8 protein-coding genes are annotated in these 23,063 nt (G+C 61.5%); 7 read left to right on the top strand and 1 reads right to left on the bottom strand.

The annotated features are described in order from the left end of the window. Positions 1-8 precede the first annotated feature (8 nt). From C163_RS00685 to C163_RS00710, 6 genes are all read left to right on the top strand, one after another. Positions 9-16,820 (top strand): retention module-containing protein, encoded by a 16,812-nt coding sequence (locus C163_RS00685; RefSeq protein WP_025337259.1) that lies wholly within the window; start codon positions 9-11, stop codon positions 16,818-16,820. 305 nt (positions 16,821-17,125) lie between these two features. Beyond that, the gene (locus tag C163_RS00690) at positions 17,126-17,467 is read left to right on the top strand and encodes a hypothetical protein (RefSeq protein WP_025337260.1); all 342 of its coding nucleotides are present in this window, start codon (positions 17,126-17,128) and stop codon (positions 17,465-17,467) included. A gap of 199 nt (positions 17,468-17,666) precedes the next feature. Next, positions 17,667-18,566, top strand: coding sequence for a TauD/TfdA family dioxygenase (locus C163_RS00695; protein ID WP_025337261.1), 900 nt, complete (start codon positions 17,667-17,669; stop codon positions 18,564-18,566). Between the two features lie 18 nt (positions 18,567-18,584). Then, positions 18,585-19,604, top strand: a complete 1,020-nt coding sequence (locus tag C163_RS00700) for an ABC transporter substrate-binding protein (protein ID WP_025337262.1) — start codon at positions 18,585-18,587, stop codon at positions 19,602-19,604. A gap of 6 nt (positions 19,605-19,610) precedes the next feature. Beyond that, a complete protein-coding gene (locus tag C163_RS00705) occupies positions 19,611-20,474 on the top strand; it encodes an ABC transporter ATP-binding protein (RefSeq protein ID WP_025337263.1) in 864 nt (287 codons plus the stop codon). 14 nt (positions 20,475-20,488) lie between these two features. Further along, positions 20,489-21,352, top strand: coding sequence for an ABC transporter permease (locus C163_RS00710; RefSeq protein ID WP_015268522.1), 864 nt, complete (start codon positions 20,489-20,491; stop codon positions 21,350-21,352). A gap of 118 nt (positions 21,353-21,470) precedes the next feature. Here C163_RS00710 and C163_RS00715 read toward each other — a convergent pair whose 3' ends face one another. Next, positions 21,471-22,031, bottom strand: coding sequence for a WYL domain-containing protein (locus tag C163_RS00715; RefSeq protein WP_025337264.1), 561 nt, complete (start codon positions 22,029-22,031; stop codon positions 21,471-21,473). 207 nt (positions 22,032-22,238) lie between these two features. Here C163_RS00715 and C163_RS00720 point away from each other — a divergent pair, with 207 nt between their 5' ends. Beyond that, entirely contained in the window at positions 22,239-23,033 is a 795-nt protein-coding gene (locus tag C163_RS00720) for a tetratricopeptide repeat protein (RefSeq protein ID WP_025337265.1), read from the top strand. Positions 23,034-23,063: the final 30 nt, after the last annotated feature.

Raw genomic sequence — 23,063 nt, forward strand, 5'->3', positions numbered from 1 at the left:
AGAGTCCAATGAGCAGCGTTGTAGCCATCGTCAAAAGTATTGTCGGCCAGGTTATTGCGGTATCCCCAGAGGGCATTCGGCGTGTTCTGATTGAAGGGGACCGCCTGCTGGCCGGTGAGGAAGTGCTCACCGGCCCGGGTGGTGCAGTTACTTTGGAGCTGGCCGATGGCCGTCTGCTCGACCTGGGTCGTGATAGCCAGTGGAGCGCCGATGCGCCAGACAGCAGCACCGACCTGAGCCAGGCGACCGCACAGGCCGCGCCGTCGGTGGAGGAGCTGCAACAGGCGATCGCTGCCGGTGTCGACCCGACTACCGAGCTTGAAGCGACTGCGGCTGGCCCATCATCGGCGGGCGGTGGTGGTGCACTGGGCGGTGGCCACAGCTTTGTCATGCTCGAAGAAACCGCGGGCCGGGTCGACCCTACCGTCGGCTTCCCGACTGACGGGCTGGGCTTTGCTGCCGTGCTCGATGGCGAAGAGGTTGCCGTGCTGGATACCACCAGCAACAACCAGGTAACTACGCCGACGACGGATACCAGCGTTGCTACCGACCTGGTTCTTGGCGCTACCCCGTCCATCAGCGAAGCGGGTGGTGTAATCGTTTATACCGCTACGGTTGGCCAGGCACCGAGCACCAACCTGATGGTCACCCTTTCCAACGGGGCCGTAATCGTCATTCCGGCCGGGCAGACCTCGGGCAGCGTCAACGTCGTGGTTCCGGCAAACGATACCCCGTATGTCGACGGGGACCAGATTTCGGCGACCGTAACGGGCACCACCGGGGGCGGTGGGCTGACGGTGACCGTGCCGCAAACACCTGCGGTTACCCAGGTTACCGATACCATCGACACTACCACCGCGACCCTGACCGCTTCGCCAAGCGTGACTGAAGGCGGCGTCATCACCTACACCGTGACCCTGAGCAACCCGGCGCAGACCCCGGTGACAGTAACCCTGTCCAACGGCCAGACCATTACCATCGAAGCTGGCAAGACCCAGGGCAGCGTTGACTTCCAGACCCCGGCCAACGACGTTTACAACAACGGCTCGACCGTCAGCGTCACCATCGAGGGCGCCACGGGCGGCAACTTTGAGCAGTTGGTGCCGAATCCGACTCCGGCTCAGACCACGATCAACGACTCGGTCGACAACACCACCGCGACCCTGACGGCGAGCCCGTCGGTGACCGAAGGTGGCGTCATCACCTACACCGTGACCCTGAGCAATCCGGCTCAAACCCCGGTGACCGTAACCCTGTCCAACGGCCAGACCATCACCGTCGAAGCCGGCAAGACCCAGGGCAGCGTCGATTTCCAGACTCCGGCTAACGACGTCTACAACAACGGTTCAACTGTCAGCGCCACGATTACCGGTGCGACCGGTGGCAACTTCGAGCAGTTGGTGCCGAATCCGACTCCAGCTCAGACCACCATCAACGACTCGATCGACACCACCACCGCGACCCTGACGGCGAGCCCGTCGGTGACCGAAGGTGGCGTCATCACCTACACCGTGACCCTGAGCAATCCGGCTCAAACCCCGGTGACTGTAACCCTGTCCAACGGCCAGACCATCACCGTCGAAGCCGGCAAGACCCAGGGCAGCATTGACTTCCAGACCCCGGCCAACGACGTCTACAACAACGGCTCGACCGTCAGCACCACGATTACCGGTGCGACCGGCGGTAACTTCGAGCAGTTGGTGCCGAACCCGACCCCGGCTCAGACCACCATCAACGACTCGGTCGACACCACCACCGCGACCCTGACGGCGAGCCCGTCGGTGACCGAAGGTGGCGTCATCACCTACACCGTGACCCTGAGCAACCCGGCCCAGTCGCCGGTGACCGTGACCCTGTCCAACGGCCAGACCATCACCGTCGAAGCCGGCAAGACCCAGGGCAGCGTCGATTTCCAGACTCCGGCCAATGACGTCTACAACAACGGCTCGACCGTCAGCACTACGATTACCGGTGCGACCGGCGGTAACTTCGAGCAGTTGGTGCCGAACCCGACCCCGGCTCAGACCACCATCAACGACTCGGTCGACACCACCACCGCGACCCTGACGGCGAGCCCGTCGGTGACCGAAGGCGGCGTCATCACCTACACCGTGACCCTGAGCAACCCGGCCCAGTCGCCGGTGACCGTGACTCTGTCCAACGGCCAGACCATCACCGTCGAAGCCGGTAAAACCCAGGGCAGCGTCGACTTCCAGACCCCGGCCAACGACGTCTACAACAACGGCTCGACCGTCAGCGTCACCATCGAGGGCGCTACAGGCGGCAACTTTGAGCAGTTGGTGCCGAATCCGACTCCGGCTCAGACCACGATCAACGACTCGGTCGACAACACCACCGCGACCCTGACGGCGAGCCCGTCGGTGACCGAAGGTGGCGTCATCACCTACACCGTTACCCTGAGCAATCCGGCTCAAACCCCGGTGACTGTAACCCTGTCCAACGGCCAGACCATCACCGTCGAAGCCGGCAAGACCCAGGGCAGCGTTGACTTCCAGACCCCGGCCAACGACGTCTACAACAACGGCTCGACCGTCAGCGTCACCGTCGAGGGCGCCACAGGCGGCAACTTTGAGCAGTTGGTGCCGAATTCGACTCCGGCTCAGACCACGATCAACGACTCGGTCGACACCACCACCGCGACCCTGACGGCGAGCCCGTCGGTGACCGAAGGTGGCGTCATCACCTACACCGTGACCCTGAGCAATCCTGCTCAAACCCCGGTGACCGTAACCCTGTCCAACGGCCAGACCATTACCGTCGAAGCTGGCAAGACCCAGGGCAGCGTCGACTTCCAGACTCCGGCTAACGACGTCTACAACAACGGTTCAACTGTCAGCGCCACGATTACCGGTGCGACCGGTGGCAACTTCGAGCAGTTGGTGCCGAATCCGACCCCGGCTCAGACCACGATCAACGACTCGGTCGACACCACCACCGCGACCCTGACGGCGAACCCGTCGGTGACCGAAGGTGGCGTCATCACCTACACCGTGACCCTGAGCAACCCGGCTCAAACCCCGGTGACCGTAACCCTGTCCAATGGCCAGACAATTACCGTCGAAGCCGGTAAAACCCAGGGCAGTGTTGACTTCCAGACCCCGGCCAACGACGTTTACAACAACGGCTCGACCGTCAGCGTAACCATCGAAAGCGCCACAGGCGGCAACTTCGAGCAGCTGACCCCGAACCCGACACCAGCTTCGACTGTGATCAGTGACAGTATCGATACTGTCACCGTAAGCATCGTCAGCAATGGCAATGTGACCGAAGACCAGCAGCCTTCCTTCACCGTGAAAGTAAGCCAGGCACTGGACCGTCCTCTGACTGTCACTTTGTCCAACGGCGACACCGTGACCATCGAAGCTGGCAAGACCGAAGTCGAGTACAAGACCTCGGCCCAGGGTGATGACGTAATCAAAGACGCTGGCTCTGTGACCCTCAGCGTCACAGACGCTACCGTATCGGGTGCCACTTTCGAGAAGCTGGACCTTGGTGGGCCGGCGACCGTTGAAATCTCGGACACCGTCAGTGAAGTCGTCGCTACTCTGACCGTCGACAAGGCCTCCGTAGCCGAGGGTGGCCAGGTGACCTACGCCGTCACCCTGACCAACACGCAGGGTCTGCCGGTTACTCAGCACGGCGCATTGATCTTCACTCTGAGTGATGGGACGAAAGTCACCATCCCGGCCAACAACGCGTCGGGTACCGCGACCATCACGGTCGCCGATGACGTTTATGTCGGTGGTCAGGCGGCTATCGCGAACAAGCTGGAATCCGTATCAGGTGCGGACAGCTTTGAGAAGCTGACGCTCAGCGGTGATACCGTCACCACCTCCGTAACAGACGAGCCAGGCTCCGGCATTCCGGGTACTGGTAACCAGGGCGATCTGGTACAGGTCACCATCACCGCCGACCAGCCCTCGGTGGCTGAGAACCTCAAGCCGACCTTCACCGTACGCATCAATGCCCCGTTGGAATACGACCTGGTCGTGACCCTGAGCAACAATGCCCAGGTCACCATCAAGGCTGGCGATACCAGCGCGCCGTATACTCACGACGCGCAGGGCGATGATGTCTATAACGACGCCGGCCAGATCAGTCTGGGCGTCGAGTCGGCGGCAGATGTCGACGGGCGAGTCTTCGAGAACCTGCAGCTGGGCGGTCCCGCTTCGGTCGAGGTGACCGATACCATCAGCGAAGTGGTGGCCAAGCTGACGGCTACCGAGTCCGTCACCGAAGGTGGCGAGATCACCTACACCGTCACGCTGACCAGCAAAGACGGCTTGCCGCTCAACAGCCACTCGACGCTGTACTTCACCCTCAGTGATGGCAAGACCGTTGTTGTGGTACCGGCCAACAGCACCACCGGTTCGATCACCGTGACCGCGCCGGACAACGTATACGTGGGCGCCAATGCGCCAGTGGTCAACGCGATCGACTCGGTCAGCGGTGCAGACGCGTGGAAGTTCGAAAAACTGACCTTGGACAAGACCGAAGTCAGCACAACGGTGACTGACGAGCCCGGAACCCCAGGCCCTGGCGGCGATATCGTCAAGGTCACCATCGAGGCCAATCAGGAGTCGGTCTTCGAGAACCAGAACCCGACCTTCACCGTGAAGATCAACACCGTTCTGGCGCACGATCTGGTCGTGACCCTGAGCAACAATGCCCAGGTCACTATCAAGGCGGGCGAAACCAGCGTGCAGTACACCCACGCCGAGCAGGGTGAAGACGTTTATCAGGACGCTGGCGAAATCAGCGTGGGCCTCAAGTCGGCGGCCGATACCGCAGGCAGCAGCTTCGAAAACCTGCAATTGGGCGGCGATGCGTCGGTGAAAGTAACCGACACCATCAACGAAGTGGTGGCCAAGCTGACGGCCACCGAGTCCGTCACCGAAGGTGGCGAGATTACCTACACCGTCACGCTGACCAGCAAAGACGGCCTGCCGATCAATAGCCACTCGACGCTGTATTTCACCCTCAGCGACGGCAAGACCGTTGTTGTAGTGCCGGCTAACAGCACCACCGGCTCGATCACCGTGACCGCGCCGAATGACATCTATGTAGGCGCTCAGCCTGTCGTCAATGCCATCGACTCGGTCAGCGGTGCAGACGCGTGGAAGTTTGAAAAGCTGACCCTGGACAAGACAGAGATCAGCACCACCGTCACAGACGGACCAGACTCTGAGGACACCACCTTCCTGACCCTGTCTGCTACGCCGACAGTGGCCGAAGGCGGCAAGATCACCTACACCGCCACCTTGACCAACAAGGCTGGCACCGACCTGGTGATCAAGCTGAGCAACGGTGAAACCATCACCATCGCCGCTGGCTCGAAAGAAGCCTCGATCACTATCGATGCACCAAGCGACGACGTCTACGTCGATGCCGAAGACTTGAGCGTAACCGTCACCGGCACCACCGGTGGCGACTTCGAGAAACTCGACGTCAGCAACACTGCGGCCGTGACCAAGGTCACCGACACCATCGACACCACTACCGTCACCCTGGCCGCCACGCAAAGCGTGGTCGAGGGCGGCGTGGTGACTTACACCGCGTCGGTCAACCACAAGGTCACCGGTTCGGACCTGGTGGTAAAGTTGGCCAACGGCCAGACCATCACCATCCCGGTGGGCGAGTCGTCGGCTTCGGTACCGTTCTCCGCGCCGAACAACGTCCATAACACCAACCTCGACCTGACCAACAAGATCACCGACATCTCGGGCGGTAATTACGAGAAAACCGTGGCGGTTGGCGAGCCGGTGACCACCGTCACCGACAACCCGGCGACTCCGGACGTCACCACGCTCACCCTGACCGCGACGGATACCGTGGCCGAAGGCGGCAAGATCACCTACACCGCCACCTTGACCAACAAGGCCGGTACCGACCTGGTGATCAAGCTGAGCAACGGTGAGACGATCACCATCGCCGCCGGTTCGAAAGAAGCGTCGATCACCATCGATGCCCCAAGCGACGACGTCTACGTCGATGCCGAAAACCTGAGCGTGACTGTCACCGGCACCACCGGTGGTGACTTCGAGAAGCTCGACGTCAGCAGCACTGCGGCTGTGACCAAGGTCACTGACACCATCGACACCACTACCGTCACCCTGACGGCGACTTCGACTGTCGCTGAAGGCGGCGTGGTGACTTACACCGCTTCGGTGAACCACAAAGTCACCGGTTCCGATCTGGTAGTGAAACTGGCCAACGGCCAGACCATCACCATCCCGGTGGGCGAGTCGTCTGCTTCGGTACCGTTCACCGTACCGAACAACGTCCACAACACCAACCTGGACCTGACCAACAAGATCACCGACATCTCGGGCGGCAATTTCGAGAAGACCGTGGCCGTAGGCGAGCCGGTGACCACTGTCACTGACAATCCGGCCACTCCGGACATCACCACGCTCACCCTGACCGCAACGGACACCGTGGCCGAAGGCGGCAAGATCACCTACACCGCCACCTTGACCAACAAGGCCGGTACCGACCTGGTGATCAAGCTGAGCAACGGTGAGACGATCACCATCGCCGCCGGTTCGAAAGAAGCGTCGATCACCATCGATGCCCCAAGCGACGACGTCTACGTCGATGCCGAAGACCTGAGCGTGACCGTCACCGGCACCACCGGTGGTGACTTCGAGAAGTTGGACGTCAGCAGCACTGCGGCTGTGACCAAGATCACTGACACCATCGACACCACTACCGTCACCCTGACCGCCACGCAAAGCGTGGTCGAGGGCGGCGTGGTGACTTACACCGCGTCGGTCAACCACAAGGTCACCGGTTCGGACCTGGTGGTGAAGTTGGCCAACGGCCAGACCATCACCATCCCGGTGGGCGAGTCGTCGGCTTCGGTACCGTTCACTGCACCGAACAACGTCCACAACACCAACCTGGACCTGACCAACAAGATCACCAATATCTCGGGCGGCAACTACGAGAAGACCGTGGCGGTTGGCGAGCCAGTGACGACTGTCACCGATAATCCGGCGACTCCGGACGTCACCACGCTCACCCTGACTGCGACGGACACCGTGGCTGAAGGCGGCAAGATCACCTACACCGCCACCCTGACCAACAAGGCCGGTACTGACCTGGTGATCAAGCTGAGCAACGGCGAGAGCATCACCATTGCCGCCGGTTCGAAGGAAGCTTCGATCACCATCGATGCCCCAAGCGACGATGTGTATGTCGATGCCGAAGACCTGAGCGTGACCGTCACCGGCACCACCGGTGGTGACTTCGAGAAGTTGGACGTCAGCAGCACTGCGGCTGTGACCAAGGTCACTGACACCATCGACACCACTACCGTCACCCTGACCGCCACGCAAAGCGTGGTCGAGGGCGGCGTGGTGACCTACACCGCGTCGGTCAACCACAAAGTCACCGGTTCCGATCTGGTGGTGAAACTGGCCAACGGCCAGACCATTACCATTCCGGTGGGCGAGTCGTCGGCTTCGGTACCGTTCACCGCCCCGAACAACGTCCACAACACCAACCTGGACCTGACCAACAAGATCACCGACATCTCGGGCGGCAATTACGAGAAGACCGTGGCCGTTGGCGAGCCGGTGACCACCGTCACCGACAATCCGGCGACTCCGGATGTCACCACGCTCACCCTGACCGCAACGGACACCGTGGCCGAAGGTGGCAAGATCACCTACACCGCTACCTTGACCAACAAGGCGGGCACCGACCTGGTGATCAAGCTGAGCAACGGTGAAACCATCACCATCGCCGCTGGCTCGAAAGAAGCCTCGATCACTATCGATGCACCAAGCGACGACGTCTACGTCGATGCCGAAGACTTGAGCGTAACCGTCACCGGCACCACCGGTGGCGACTTCGAGAAACTCGACGTCAGCAGCACCGCGGCCGTGACCAAGGTCACCGACACCATCGACACCACCACCGTCACCCTTACCGCCACGCAAAGCGTGGTCGAGGGTGGCGTGGTGACCTACACCGCGTCGGTCAACCACAAAGTCACCGGTTCGGACCTGGTGGTGAAACTGGCCAACGGCCAGACCATTACCATTCCGGTGGGCGAGTCGTCTGCTTCGGTACCGTTCACTGCACCAGACAACGTCCATAAAACCAACCCGGACCTCACCAACAAGATCACCGACATCTCGGGCGGCAACTACGAGAAGGCCGTGGCCGTCGGCGAGCCGGTGACAACTGTGACCGATGGTCCAGGTACCAAGGACATTACTCACCTGACCCTGAGCGCGACGCCGACAGTCGCCGAGGGTGGCAAGATCACCTACACCGCCACCTTGACCAACAAGGCCGGTACCGATCTGGTCATCAAACTGAGCAATGGCGAGACCATCACCATTGCGGCTGGCTCGAAGGAAGCCTCGATCACCATCGATGCGCCAAGCGATGACGTGTATGTCGATGCTGAAGTCCTTCAGGTAAAAATGACCGAAACTTCGGGTGGTGACTTCGAGAAGCTGAATGTAAACAGCGGCGCAGCGGTGACCAAGGTCACTGACACCATTGACACCACCACCGTCACCCTGACGGCGACTTCGACTGTCGCTGAAGGCGGCGTGGTGACTTACACCGCTTCGGTTAACCACAAAGTCACCGGTTCGGACCTGGTGGTGAAGTTGGCCAACGGCCAGACCATTACCATTCCGGTGGGCGAGTCGTCGGCTTCGGTACCGTTCACCGCCCCGAACAACGTCCACAACACCAACCTGGACCTGACCAACAAGATCACCGACATCTCGGGCGGCAATTACGAGAAGACCGTGGCCGTTGGCGAGCCGGTGACCACCGTCACCGACAATCCGGCGACTCCGGATGTCACCACGCTCACCCTGACCGCAACGGACACCGTGGCCGAAGGTGGCAAGATCACCTACACCGCTACCTTGACCAACAAGGCGGGCACCGACCTGGTGATCAAGCTGAGCAACGGTGAAACCATCACCATCGCCGCTGGCTCGAAAGAAGCCTCGATCACTATCGATGCACCAAGCGACGACGTCTACGTCGATGCCGAAGACTTGAGCGTAACCGTCACCGGCACCACCGGTGGCGACTTCGAGAAACTCGACGTCAGCAGCACCGCGGCTGTGACCAAGGTCACCGACACCATCGACACCACTACCGTCACCCTGACCGCCACGCAAAGCGTGGTCGAGGGTGGCGTGGTGACCTACACCGCGTCGGTCAACCACAAAGTCACCGGTTCGGATCTGGTGGTGAAGTTGGCCAACGGCCAGACCATCACCATCCCGGTGGGCGAGTCGTCGGCTTCGGTACCGTTCAATGCACCGAACAACGTCCATAACACCAACCTCGACCTGACCAACAAGATCACCGACATCTCGGGTGGCAACTACGAGAAGACCGTGGCGGTTGGCGAGCCAGTGACCACGGTCACCGACAACCTGGCGACTCCGGACGTCACCACGCTCACCCTGACCGCAACGGACACCGTGGCCGAAGGTGGCAAGATCACCTACACCGCTACCTTGACCAACAAGGCGGGCACCGACCTGGTGATCAAGCTGAGCAACGGTGAAACCATCACCATCGCCGCTGGCTCGAAAGAAGCCTCGATCACTATCGATGCACCAAGCGACGACGTCTACGTCGATGCCGAAGACTTGAGCGTAACCGTCACCGGCACCACCGGTGGCGACTTCGAGAAACTTGACGTCAGCAGCACCGCGGCTGTGACCAAGGTCACCGACACTATCGACACCACCACCGTCACCCTGACGGCGACTTCGACCGTCGCTGAAGGCGGCGTGGTGACCTACACCGCGTCGGTTAACCACAAGGTCACCGGTTCGGACCTGGTGGTGAAGTTGGCCAACGGCCAGACCATCACCATTCCGGTGGGCGAGTCGTCTGCTTCGGTGCCGTTCACCGCCCCGAACAACGTCCACAACACCAACCTGGACCTGACCAACAAGATCACCAATATCTCGGGCGGCAACTACGAGAAGACCGTGGCGGTTGGCGAGCCGGTGACCACCGTCACCGACAGCCCGGCCACGCCGGACATCACTACGCTCACGCTGACTGCGACGGATACCGTGGCCGAAGGCGGCAAGATCACCTACACCGCTACCCTGACCAACAAGGCGGGTACCGACTTGGTGATCAAGCTGAGTAACGGTGAAACCATCACCATCGCAGCCGGCTCGAAGGAAGCGTCGATCACCATCGATGCTCCAAACGATGATGTGTACGTCGATGCCGAAAACCTGAGCGTGACCGTCACCGGTACCACCGGTGGTGACTTCGAGAAGCTGGACGTCAGCAGCACCGCGGCTGTGACCAAGGTCACCGACACTATCGACACCACCACCGTGACCCTGACCGCCACGCAAAGCGTGGTCGAGGGCGGCGTGGTGACCTACACCGCGTCGGTTAACCACAAGGTCACCGGTTCCGATCTGGTGGTGAAGTTGGCCAACGGCCAGACCATCACCATTCCGGTGGGCGAGTCGTCTGCTTCGGTGCCGTTCACCGCCCCGAACAACGTCCACAACACCAACCTGGACCTGACCAACAAGATCACCAATATCTCGGGCGGCAACTACGAGAAGACCGTGGCGGTTGGCGAGCCAGTGACGACTGTCACCGATAATCCGGCGACTCCGGACGTCACCACGCTCACCCTGACTGCGACGGACACCGTGGCTGAAGGCGGCAAGATCACCTACACCGCCACCCTGACCAACAAGGCCGGTACTGACCTTGTGATCAAGCTGAGCAACGGCGAGAGCATCACCATTGCCGCCGGTTCGAAGGAAGCCTCGATCACCATCGATGCACCAAGCGATGACGTGTACGTCGATGCCGAAAACCTGAGCGTGACCGTCACCGGTACCACCGGTGGTGACTTCGAGAAACTGGACGTCAGCAGCACCGCGGCCGTGACCAAGGTCACTGACACCATCGACACCACCACCGTCACCCTGACGGCGACTTCGACTGTCGCTGAAGGCGGCGTGGTGACTTACACCGCGTCGGTTAACCACAAGGTCACCGGTTCGGACCTGGTGGTGAAGTTGGCCAACGGCCAGACCATCACCATTCCGGTGGGCGAGTCGTCTGCTTCGGTGCCGTTCACCGCCCCGAACAACGTCCACAACACCAACCTGGACCTGACCAACAAGATCACCAATATCTCGGGCGGCAATTACGAGAAGACCGTGGCCGTTGGTGAACCGGTGACCACCGTCACCGACAACCCGGCGACTCCGGACGTCACCACGCTCACCCTGACCGCGACGGACACCGTGGCCGAAGGTGGCAAGATCACCTACACCGCTACCTTGACCAACAAGGCGGGCACCGACCTGGTGATCAAGCTGAGCAACGGTGAAACCATCACCATCGCGGCCGGCTCGAAGGAAGCGTCGATCACCATCGATGCCCCAAGCGACGACGTGTACCTCGATGCCGAAAACCTGAGCGTGACCGTCACCGGTACCACCGGTGGTGACTTCGAGAAGCTGGACGTCAGCAGCACCGCAGCTGTGACCAAGGTCACCGACACCATCGACACCACCACCGTGACCCTGACCGCGACTTCGACCGTCGCTGAAGGTGGCGTGGTCACTTACACCGCGTCGGTCAACCACAAGGTCACCGGTTCCGATCTGGTGGTGAAACTGGCCAACGGCCAGACCATCACCATCCCGGTGGGTGAGTCGTCGGCTTCGGTACCGTTCACTGCACCGAACAACGTCCACAACACCAACCTGGACCTGACCAACAAGATCACCGACATCTCGGGCGGCAATTACGAGAAGACCGTGGCCGTTGGCGAGCCGGTGACCACCGTCACCGACAACCCGGCCACTCCGGACATCACTACGCTCACCCTGACCGCGACGGATACCGTGGCTGAAGGCGGGGCGATCACCTATACCGCTACCCTGACCAACAAGGCTGGCACTGACCTGGTGATCAAACTGAGCAACGGTGAAACCATCACCATCGCGGCCGGCTCGAAGGAAGCCTCGATCACCATCGATGCCCCAAGCGACGACGTGTACCTCGATGCCGAAAACCTGAGCGTGACCGTCACCGGCACCACCGGTGGTGACTTCGAGAAGCTCGACGTCAGCAGCACTGCGGCTGTGACCAAGGTGACCGATACCATCGACACCACCACCGTAACCCTGACCGCCACACAAAGTGTGGTCGAGGGCGGCGTGGTGACTTACACCGCTTCGGTCAACCACAAGGTCACCGGTTCGGACCTGGTGGTGAAGTTGGCCAACGGCCAGACCATCACCATCCCGGTGGGCGAGTCGTCGGCTTCGGTACCGTTCACTGCACCGAACAACGTCCACAACACCAACCTGGACCTGACCAACAAGATCACCAATATCTCGGGCGGCAATTACGAGAAGACCGTGGCCGTTGGCGAGCCGGTGACCACCGTCACCGACAACCCGGCGACTCCGGATGTCACCACGCTCACCCTGACCGCAACGGACACCGTGGCCGAAGGTGGCAAGATCACCTACACCGCTACCTTGACCAACAAGGCCGGTACCGACTTGGTGATCAAGCTGAGCAACGGTGAGACGATCACCATCGCCGCCGGTTCGAAAGAAGCGTCGATCACCATCAATGCCCCAAGCGATGACGTGTACCTCGATGCCGAAAACCTGAGCGTGACTGTCACCGGCACCACCGGTGGTGACTTCGAGAAGCTGAACATCAGCAACTCTGCAGCTGTGACCAAAGTCACCGACACCCTCGATAACACCGGTCTGACCCTGACTGCCACTCCTACCGTCCAGGAAGGTGGCCAGATCACCTACACCGCCACCTTGACCAACAAGGCCGGCACCGACATGACCATCAAGCTCAGCAACGGTGCCGTCATCAGCATCGAAGCGGGCAAGCTCTCCGGTAGCGTTACCGTTCCGGCGCCTACCGATGACGTCTATATCGATGCAGGCAACGTTTCGGCGAAGATCACCGAAACCAGCGGTGGCAACTTCGAGAAACTGAACGTCAGCGATACCGCGGCGGTCACTGCGGTCACGGATACCATCCAGACCACCACCCTGAGCATCAGCGGCACCTCTGCGGTCGCCGAAGGTGGCGATGCCACGTACGTCCTGAACCTGACCAACAAGGCCGAGACCGACGTCACCGTCAAACTGACCTACACCGGCACCGCGGCCGATGGCACGGACTACACCGGCGTGGCCACCGTGGTGATCAAGGCCAACAGCACGCAGGCAACGTTCACCATCCCGACCTTCAAGGACAGCACCACCGAGGGCACCGAGCACTTCACCGTCAAGATCGATTCGGCCACTGGCGGCAACTTCGAGAAGCTCGACATCAGCTCCAGCGCCGGCAGCGTGACCACCCAGATCTTCGAACCAGCCCCGGTTCTGGACCTGGATGGCAACGACTCCAGCGGCAAGACCGGTGCCGACTACCAGACCACCTTCACCGAGAACCAGCCAGGCAGTGGTGTGTCGATCGGCGATGTGGACGTCACCATCACCGACTTCGACAGCTCGCAGCTGACGGGTGCGACGGTCACCCTGACCAACCGCCAGCCGGGTGACGCGCTGAACCTGGGCAACAGTGTCAACGGCATCACGATCAACGCCAATAGCACAGACGGCAAGGTAGTCCTGACCCTGAGCGGCACTGCATCGCTGGCCGACTATATCCAGGCGATCAAGAACATCACCTTCATCAACAGCAGCGAGAACCCGAGCACCACGCCTCGCATCATCACCGTGACGGTGACCGACGGCGTTAATACCTCGAACACCGCCACGACCACGGTGAATGTGATCGCCGTCAACGACGCACCGGTCGCCACCGGCGGCGCTGTCACTGGCGTCGAAGACACGCCGCTGGTGCTGACCTGGAACGACTTCAACATTTCCGACGTCGACAGCGCCCTGTCGAGCCTGGGTGTGACCTTCACCCAGCTGCCAGCGGGTTCCCTGCAGCTCTTCAACGGCACCGCCTGGGTCAACGTCGCCCAGAACCAGACCGTCAGCCAGGCCGACATCGCTGCCGGCAACCTGCGGTTCGTGCCGAAACCCAACGAGTCGGGTATCGACGGATATGGCGGAACGGGCGTCGGCAACAAGCAGGCCGACTATGCCCAGATCAAGTACAAGCCTACCGACGGTGCCGCTGCTGGTGGCGAGGCCACGCTGAAGGTCGATATTGCGCCTGTAGCCGACAAGCCTGGCCTGAACATCGGCAGCAACACCCCCGATTCGCTTGGCCTGACCAAGGAAACCTGGAACAGCCTCACGGGCCTGGGCACCAACGGCAACGGCATCAGTGGTACTGCGCTGAAGAACGTGTTCGCCAACTCTGGCAGTGCCAGCAAGACCGAGCAGGTTACCAGCGCCGATTCGGGCGGCAGCGTTGCCGCCGGCACTGGCTCCAAGACCTCCGGTCTGATCTACCTGGAAGCCGGCCAGACCTACACCTTCAGCGGCACCGCCGATGACAGCTTGCAGGTCTATATCGGCAAAACCAGCGTGGTCGGCGCCACCTGGGGGGCGGGCGGTACGATCTCCGGCAGCTTCTCGCCGCCTGTCAGCGGCTACTACACCCTGGAGATCTACCACGCCAACCAGTCCGGCCCGGGTAGCCTGGATATCAACGTCAAGGTCGGCAACGGCCCGGTGACCGACCTGAGCAGCTCGGCCATCCCGATGTACCCGAACGTTGCGGCGATGGGTAATGCCGGGCTTTCCGTGTCCGATTTCCATGGCAGTGACGGCCAGGGCTACTACGATGGCTACAAGCTTAACGAAGGGCCGGAGAACGGCACCGTCAAGCTGGTTGGCATTTCCACCAACCTGACCGACACCGACGGCTCCGAGAGCCTGAGCGTCAAGCTGGACGGCATTCCGGCAGGTTCGGTGCTCAGCGATGGCGCCGGTCATACCGTAACCGTCGGCGCCACTTCGGTTGACGTCACCGGCTGGAGCCTCAACGGCCTGAGCATCAAGCCGCCGGCGTACTACCAGGGCAGTTTCGATGTGAAGGTCACCTCGACCGCTACCGAAAGCGTGGGCGGCAGCAAAGCCTCTACCGAAGGCACGATCAAGGTAACTGTCTATCCGGACACCTACACCGCCAGCAACCTGACCACCGACAGCGACAGTTTCACCGGCACCGCCACCAGCGACATCATCGTTGCCGACATCAGTGGCCTGCACGTGACGCCGGGTCAGGATTACAACATTGCGTTCATCGTCGATACCTCAGGCAGCATGGGCAGCGCGGTCGATGCCGCGCGCAACTCGCTGAAGTCGGTGTTCGATACCTTGGCCAACAGCGTCAAGGGCGCGCAGTCCGGTACAGTGAACATCCTGCTGGTGGACTTCTCCACCCAGGTGAACAGTACGGTTTCGGTCAACCTGGGCGACAAGAACGCGCTGAGCTCGCTCTACAGTGCGCTCAATAAACTCTATTCCAGCGGCTCGACCAACTACGAGGATGCCTTCAAGACCACCGCCAACTGGTTCAAGCAATTGATGGACGCGGGCAACACCGGCAGCCGCCAGACGTTCTTCATCACCGACGGCCAGCCGAACGTGTACCAGACCGGCGAGTATGACCCCACGCTCATGAACTCAAGCTACACGCTGGATGCAGTGCTGAAGTCGATCAACTACAAATTGGGTGATGTGGTCACTGACAAGCTCGTTGGGAACAACAACCGATTCAGCATCGACGCCGCTGGCAACATGACCGCCGAGTACAAAACCGGAAACGGCAACAACTGGAAAACCGACAGTTATGCAAGCGGACAGTTGCATGCTCAGGGAGATGGTACTTATGAGTTTTCCTACGCCACTTCCGACCGCTGGACCGACTACTATGCGGACGTCAATTCCCAGCAGAGCTTCCTGTTGTTGTCCAAGCTGTCTGGCGTGGAGGCCATTGGCCTCAACAGCGCGGTCAACTTCAACGACCTGAAGCCTTACGACACCGATAGCAAGCCGCAGACCAATATCGACCCGAGCAAACTGGCGGAAGCGATCCTGGGCCACACCGAAGCCACCGTGCCAGGCAATGACACCGTCAACGGTGGTGATGGCAACGACATTATCTTCGGTGACCTGGTGAGCTTTGGTTCGGTCGCCGGCAACGGTGTCGAAGCCATACAGGGATATGTCGCAGGTCAGCTGGGTGTGGCCCTGGGTGATGTCGACGGTCGCGTGCTGCACAAGTACATCGTCGAGCACGTCAGCGAATTCGATGTCTCGCGCAGCAACGATGGCAATGACATTCTCAACGGTGGCGCGGGCAATGACCTTCTGTTCGGCCAGGGCGGCGACGACACCCTCGACGGTGGCAAGGGCAATGACATCCTGATCGGTGGCCTGGGCAAGGACACCCTGCTCGGCGGTGAAGGCAATGACATCCTGCTTGGCGGCAAGGGCGATGACACCATGACCGGTGGCAGCGGTGCCGACACCTTCGTATGGAAGGCTGGCGATACCGGCAAAGACGTGATCAAGGATTTCAAGGTGGCCGAAGGCGACCGCATCGACCTCAAGGACCTGCTCCAGGGCGAGAAGGGCAGCACCATCGACAACTACCTGAAGCTCACCACGGTGGAAGGCACGACGACGCTGCAGGTCAGCAGCGAAGGCAAGCTCAATGCCGCCGGTGGTATCGCCAACGCCGACGTCACCATCAAGCTGGAAGGGGTGAACTGGTCCAACACCACGATCAACTCGTTGATCAGCGGTGCTGACCCGACCATCATCGTCCACAACAAGGACAGCTGATGCGCCAATGGGCTGCCCTGCAGCCCATCGCCATCACCGGCTTCAGGCTGGCGCTGTCCCTGTAGGAGCGGCCTTGTGTCGCGATGGGCTGCAGAGCAGCCCCCAGGTCTCCGGCATTGTTGCCGAAACCGAGGGGCCGCTTTGCGGCCCTATCGCGACACAAGGCCGCTCCTACAGGGCGCGTGCCTGGGCCTTTCCCGCAACTCCATGACAGCGCATACTCTGGCGCCGGGCCGGCGTGCCTGGTGATCTTTGCCTATGCTGCTGTCTACCACCAAGGAACCAATGTGACGAGGGACACCGCCATGTTCTACGTGCAACGCGATGCCGCTGGCCAGTTGCTGCGGGTAGAAGCAGCCGCTTTTGACGAGTTCACCGAAATGCTCCCCGCCGACCATGCCGATATCCAGGAATGGTTTGCCCATGACGTGGTGGAAAACAGCCTCAACCAGCTCAAGCAAAGCGACCTCGACATGATCCGCGTGCTCGAGGACCTGATCGATGTACTGACCGCCAAGGGTGTGTTCAAGATCACCGACCTGCCCCCCGGTGCGCAGGCCAAGCTGCTCAACCGTTCTACAGCGCGCAAGGCGCTCAGCAGCCTGAACAACCTCATTGATGAAGAAGAGCAGGGCGGCTTGATCTGATTGCGTAGCACCCCTGGCAGCAGTGCTATGGTTATTCTTTAACGGTATTTAAAATAAAGCTCTTATGACTTTATAGTCACTTCCACTGCGTACCCGTCGACCAATCGATGCGCCGCACGACTTGAACCCACACGGGAAATCCCCGTGCGTTTCTGATCGTTGCGCGCCATTGAAGTCGCGCACTGCGTGGGAGTGAAAAATGTCAGCCGCCTCGAACGCCTTGTCGATCATCGACAGCGCCCAGCCGCAACGCTTCGAAATCCGCCCGTTCTCCGGTGCCGTGGGCGCCGAGATCATCGGCCTGGACTTGGCCAAACCGGTCAACGCCGAGGATTTCGCCCGTATCCATCGCGCCCACCTCGATCACCATGTGCTGGTGTTCCGCGACCAGCGCATCAGCCCCGACCAGCAGATCGCCTTCAGCCGCCGTTTTGGTCCGTTGCAGATCCATGTGCTCAAGCAGTTCCTGCTCGCCGGCCACCCCGAGATCCTGATCGTTTCCAACATCATCGAAAACGGCCAGAACATCGGCCTGGGTGATGCCGGCAAGTTCTGGCACTCGGACCTGTCGTACAAGGAACTGCCCAGCCTCGGCTCCATGCTGCATGCCCAAGAACTTCCCGACGAGGGCGGCGATACCCTGTTCGCCGACATGCACAAGGCCTGGGACGCCGTACCCGCGGCCCTGCGCAAGGTCATCGAGGGCCGTGATGCTGCGCACTCCTACACCGCCCGTTACGCCGAGACCAAATTCGAAGGCAACTGGCGCCCGACCCTGACCGCCGAGCAACTGGCGCAGGTACAGGAAGTCATCCACCCGGTGGTCCGTACCCACCCGGAAAACGGCCGCAAGGCGCTATTCGTCAGCGAAGGTTTCACCACCCGTATCGTCGGCCTGCCAAGTGACGAAAGCCGCGACGTGCTGCAACAGCTGTATGCCCTGAGCGTGCTGGAGCAGAACATCTACCGCCACCAGTGGCAGCCCCACGACCTGGTGTTCTGGGACAACCGCTCGCTGATCCACCTGGCCACCGGCTGCCCCGCACACCTGCGGCGCAAGCTTTACCGCACCACCATCCAGGGCGATGCCCCGTTCTGACGACTGAGGAAACCCATCATGCGTAAATCCATCAGCCGCCTGGCGGCAAGCATCGGCCTGGGCGCAAGCCTGGTCGTCGGCAGCCTGGCGGCCCCCGCCGCGGCGCAAGCAGAAGGCAAGATTCGCATCGCCGAACAGTTCGGCATCGTCTACCTGCTGCTGAACGTAGTGCGTGACCAGCATCTGATCGAAAAACATGGCAAGGAGCAGGGCATCGACATCGAAGTCGATTGGGCCCAGCTGTCGGGTGGTTCGGCCATCAACGACGCACTGCTGTCCGGTTCGGTGGACATCGCCGGTGCCGGCGTCGGCCCATTGTTGACCGTGTGGGACCGTACCAAGGGCCGACAGAACGTCAAGGCCGTGGCCTCGCTGGGCAACTTCCCGTACTACCTGGTCAGCAGCAACCCCAACGTGAAGACCATTGCCGACCTCTCCGACAAGGACCGCATCGCCGTGCCGGCGGTAGGCGTTTCGGTGCAGTCTCGCTTCCTGCAATACGCCGCCGCCCAGCAATGGGGCGACAAGGAATACAACCGCCTCGACAAGTACACGCTGGCCGTGCCGCACCCGGATGCCACTGCCGCGCTGTTGGCCGGCGGCACCGAACTCAACGGGCACTTCTCCAACCCGCCGTTCCAGGACCAGGTGCTGGCCAACAAGAACGTGCACGTGGTGCTCAACAGCTACGACCTGCTCGGCCCCAACTCGCCGACCTTGCTGTTCGCCACCGAAAAATTCCGCAAGGACAACCCCAAGACCTACAAGGCCTTCGTCGATGCGCTGGCCGAAGCCGCGGACTTCGCCCAGAAGGACAAGGCGGCCGCCGCCGACACCTACATCCGCGTGACCAAGGCCAAGATCGACCGCGACACGTTGATCAAGCTGATCGACAACCCGCAGTACGAATTCACCGTCACGCCAAAAAACACCTACAAGCTGGCCGACTTCCTCTATCGGGTAGGCGCCATCAAGCACAAGCCGGAATCGTGGAAGGACTACTTCTTCCAGGATGAACGCCCACTGCAGGGGAGCTGACCGATCATGACCGCCCCATTGCCAGGCCACACGGCCAGCAACCTGAGCCGTGTCGCAACGCCACCTTTGCTCAAGGTGGATAACCTCAGCCTCGAATACCGCACCGCGCAACGCGTGGTGCGGGCCACCCACCAGGTCAGCTTCGAAGTCGACCGTGCCGACCGCTTCGTGCTGCTCGGCCCCTCCGGCTGCGGCAAGTCCACCTTGCTCAAGGCCGTGGCCGGGTTCATCTCGCCCCAGGAAGGGCAGATTCTGCTGCAAGGTCAGCCAGTCAGCGGCCCAGGCCCCGACCGCATCGTGGTGTTCCAGGAGTTCGACCAGCTGCCGCCGTGGAAGACGGTGAAGCAGAACGTCATGTTCCCGCTGCTGGTGTCGGGCCAGCTGAAACGCGCTGAAGCCGAGGAGCGGGCACTGCACTACCTGGAAAAAGTCGGCCTGGCAGCCTTCGCCGATGCCTACCCGCACACCCTCTCGGGCGGTATGAAGGCGCGCGTGGCGATTGCCCGGGCCTTGGCCACGCAGCCGAAGATCCTGCTGATGGACGAACCGTTCGCGGCACTTGATGCGCTGACCCGGCGCAAGATGCAGGAAGAACTGCTGCTGCTGTGGGAGGAGGTGCGTTTTACCCTGCTGTTCGTTACCCACTCCATCGAAGAGGCTCTGGTGGTCGGCAACCGCATCCTGCTGTTGTCGCCCCACCCAGGGCGGGTGCGCGCCGAAGTGCACAGCCACCAGTACGACTTGGGCAGCCTGGGTGGTAGCGACTTCCAGGCCAGTGCCCGGCGCATCCATCGTTTGCTGTTCGATGAGGTGGATGCCCCCGAACAGCCCGACGATCTTGGTTTCAACGATATCCGTATCGCCTACTGACAGGAGCTTCAGCCATGACCACTACACCTGTACGCCAGGAATACGAGGTGCAGCTGGAGCCTTTGCTCAGTGTGCCTGTGGAGCGCAACCTGCCGTTGGCTCAGCGCCTGTGGCAGCACGGCTGGTTGCGCAAGGCGGTCATCCTGCTGGTGATCGCCGTGCTGTGGGAGGCCATTGCCCGCTACCAGGGCAACGATCTGCTGCTACCAACCTTCCTGCAGACGGCCACGGCGCTGTGGGACGGCATGGTCAGCGGTGAGTTGCCGGCCAAGGTTGGCGTGTCGCTGGTGATTCTGCTCAAGGGTTACCTGCTGGGGATCATCCTGGCGTTCGGCCTAACCAGCCTGGCGGTGTCGACCCAGCTTGGGCGCGATCTGCTGGGCACCCTGACCTCGATGTTCAACCCGTTGCCGGCGATTGCCCTGTTGCCGCTGGCTTTGCTGTGGTTCGGGCTGGGCGACAACAGCCTGATCTTCGTGCTGGTGCACTCGGTGCTATGGGCGCTGGCGCTGAACACCTATGCGGGCTTTCTCGGCGTGTCGGAAACCCTGCGCATGGCCGGGCGCAATTACGGCCTGAAAGGGCTGCGGCTGGTGTTGCATATCCTGGTGCCGGCGGCGTTGCCGTCGATCCTCTCGGGGCTGAAGATCGGCTGGGCGTTCGCCTGGCGTACACTGATCGCTGCCGAGCTGGTGTTCGGGGCCAGCAGTGGCAAAGGCGGGTTGGGTTGGTACATCTTCCAGAACCGCAACGAGCTGTACACCGACAAGGTGTTTGCCGGGTTGGCGGTGGTGATCCTGATCGGCTTGCTGGTGGAAGGGCTGGTGTTCAATACCCTCGAGCGGCTGACGGTGCGGCGTTGGGGGATGCAGCGCTAACTGGTATGCCTGTGCCGGCCTCTTCGCGGGCTTGCCCGCTCCCACAGGAAAACCACACACTTCAGAATCTGTAGAGTACCTGTGGGAGCGGGCAAGCCCGCGAAGAGGCCAGCACAGGCTAAAAATTCTGGTACTGCGCCGCCGCATTGCTCAGGATCTTGCCAATCTCCTCCCGCAAGCCGCCCGGCTGCTCAACCACCACCCCATCGCCATGGCTCAACAGCCACCAGCGCAGTGGCCAGCCGTCACTCACCGTGGCCTGCAACCGATGCCCGTGCTCCAAGGCCGTCAGCTGCATGTCGCTACTCAACGGCGCAACCCGCAACTGCCGCGCCAGCGTATCGCTGATCCGCGCCACCAACTCCACCCCCTCGCCCCGAGCCGGTTGCAGCGCATCACCGCGCAGGTGCGTCAACAAGTCGAAATTGCCGCGCAAGTCGCCCACGGCGCTCGCCGACCAATGCCAGCCAAACGGGATGCTCTTGTCATTGCGCTCCAGCGGAAATATCAGCGACAGCTCGTTGAGATCACGCTCGACAGTGCGTTTGCTGACAGTGAAGCCCACGTCACGCAGGCGCCAGACCAATTCGGCGCTGGTAATGCCTGGGGAACGGCTGGGCAACTGGCGCAGCAGCGCCCACTGTCGGCTGAGGGTGGCGCGAGTTGTGGCGAACGGCAAAAGATAACGTCCTTGTCTAGGCTTGCCGCAATAGGATGGCGGCAGGCGTGGGTCATGGCAATTGGCCACAGCCTGCTCAGATCAAGGAAGTCGCATTTGGTTGCCTGGCGCCGAATCGTTCGCGACAGGTTTTGACGTTACGTCACGCAGAATCACGCCTCATCACAGCCGAAGGTTGGGGTTGTGTGTCGTTCAATGAGGATGAACATGTCTGCTGCCAGCAATATCCATTCGCTGCTTGCCCGCCTTTTGCCCGAGCGGGTCATTGCCCCACCGGCCGCTGTCGGGAGGCGACAGCGACTGTTTGCCGGGATAGGGTTGCCCAGCCAGCGCTCGCTGCTGGTCAGCCGCCTGGACGAAGCCAGCGACCTGCAGGCGGTGTACGTCGACCTGCGCCGCCAGGCCTTGCAAGGCAGCGTGGCGGCGCTCAACGACCTTGGCTGGATCTGGCTCAACGGCAAATACTGGCGTGCTGACACCGTGTTGGCCGGCCACCTGTTGCGCATGGCGGCCCTGCAAGGCAATGCCGCGGCATGGTTCAACCTTGGGCAGCAACATTACTTCGGCAAAGGCATCGAGCCTTCTTACATGCAGGCGGCGGAGTGCTACCGGCAGGCTTTCGAGCGGGGCATGCTGCATGCCGCTGCCGCGCTGGGTGACCTGTACGAGGAAGAGGTGTGTGATGGCGGCCTGCAGTGGCAGGTCGACCTGGTGCAGGCCTACCAGTGGTTCCTGCGCGGGGCCGAGCAGGGCGAGGCACGCTGCCGTTTCGAGGTGGGCTACCGGTTGATGCACGGGCTGTACGTGGAGGCTGATCTCAAGGCCGCGCTGTACTGGCTGGAGCTGGCGGCAGCTGCGGGGGTGGTACAGGCGGCCGAAGAGCTGGCGGTGCACTTCAGCAGCCGTGACGAGGGCCGCTACCAGGAGTGGCGTGACCGGGCGGTGCAGATGGGCAGTACATTGGCCTTGACCATGAAGCTGGAAGACCAGATTCAGCCCTGAATGCTCTGTTGCCTGTCCGGGCCTCTTCGC

Source organism: Pseudomonas sp. FGI182 (assembly GCF_000511325.1).
GTDB classification, from domain to species: domain Bacteria; phylum Pseudomonadota; class Gammaproteobacteria; order Pseudomonadales; family Pseudomonadaceae; genus Aquipseudomonas; species Aquipseudomonas putida_Z.

Excerpts from the sequence above, each read along its gene's own strand:
- C163_RS00705 (WP_025337263.1), top strand. The coding sequence starts at position 19,611 with ATGACCGCCCCATTGCCAGGCCACACGGCCAGCAACCTGAGCCGTGTC.
- C163_RS00700 (WP_025337262.1), top strand. The coding sequence starts at position 18,585 with ATGCGTAAATCCATCAGCCGCCTGGCGGCAAGCATCGGCCTGGGCGCA.
- C163_RS00690 (WP_025337260.1), top strand. The coding sequence starts at position 17,126 with ATGTTCTACGTGCAACGCGATGCCGCTGGCCAGTTGCTGCGGGTAGAA.
- C163_RS00695 (WP_025337261.1), top strand. The coding sequence starts at position 17,667 with ATGTCAGCCGCCTCGAACGCCTTGTCGATCATCGACAGCGCCCAGCCG.
- C163_RS00710 (WP_015268522.1), top strand. The coding sequence starts at position 20,489 with ATGACCACTACACCTGTACGCCAGGAATACGAGGTGCAGCTGGAGCCT.
- C163_RS00685 (WP_025337259.1), top strand. The coding sequence starts at position 9 with ATGAGCAGCGTTGTAGCCATCGTCAAAAGTATTGTCGGCCAGGTTATT.
- C163_RS00720 (WP_025337265.1), top strand. The coding sequence starts at position 22,239 with ATGTCTGCTGCCAGCAATATCCATTCGCTGCTTGCCCGCCTTTTGCCC.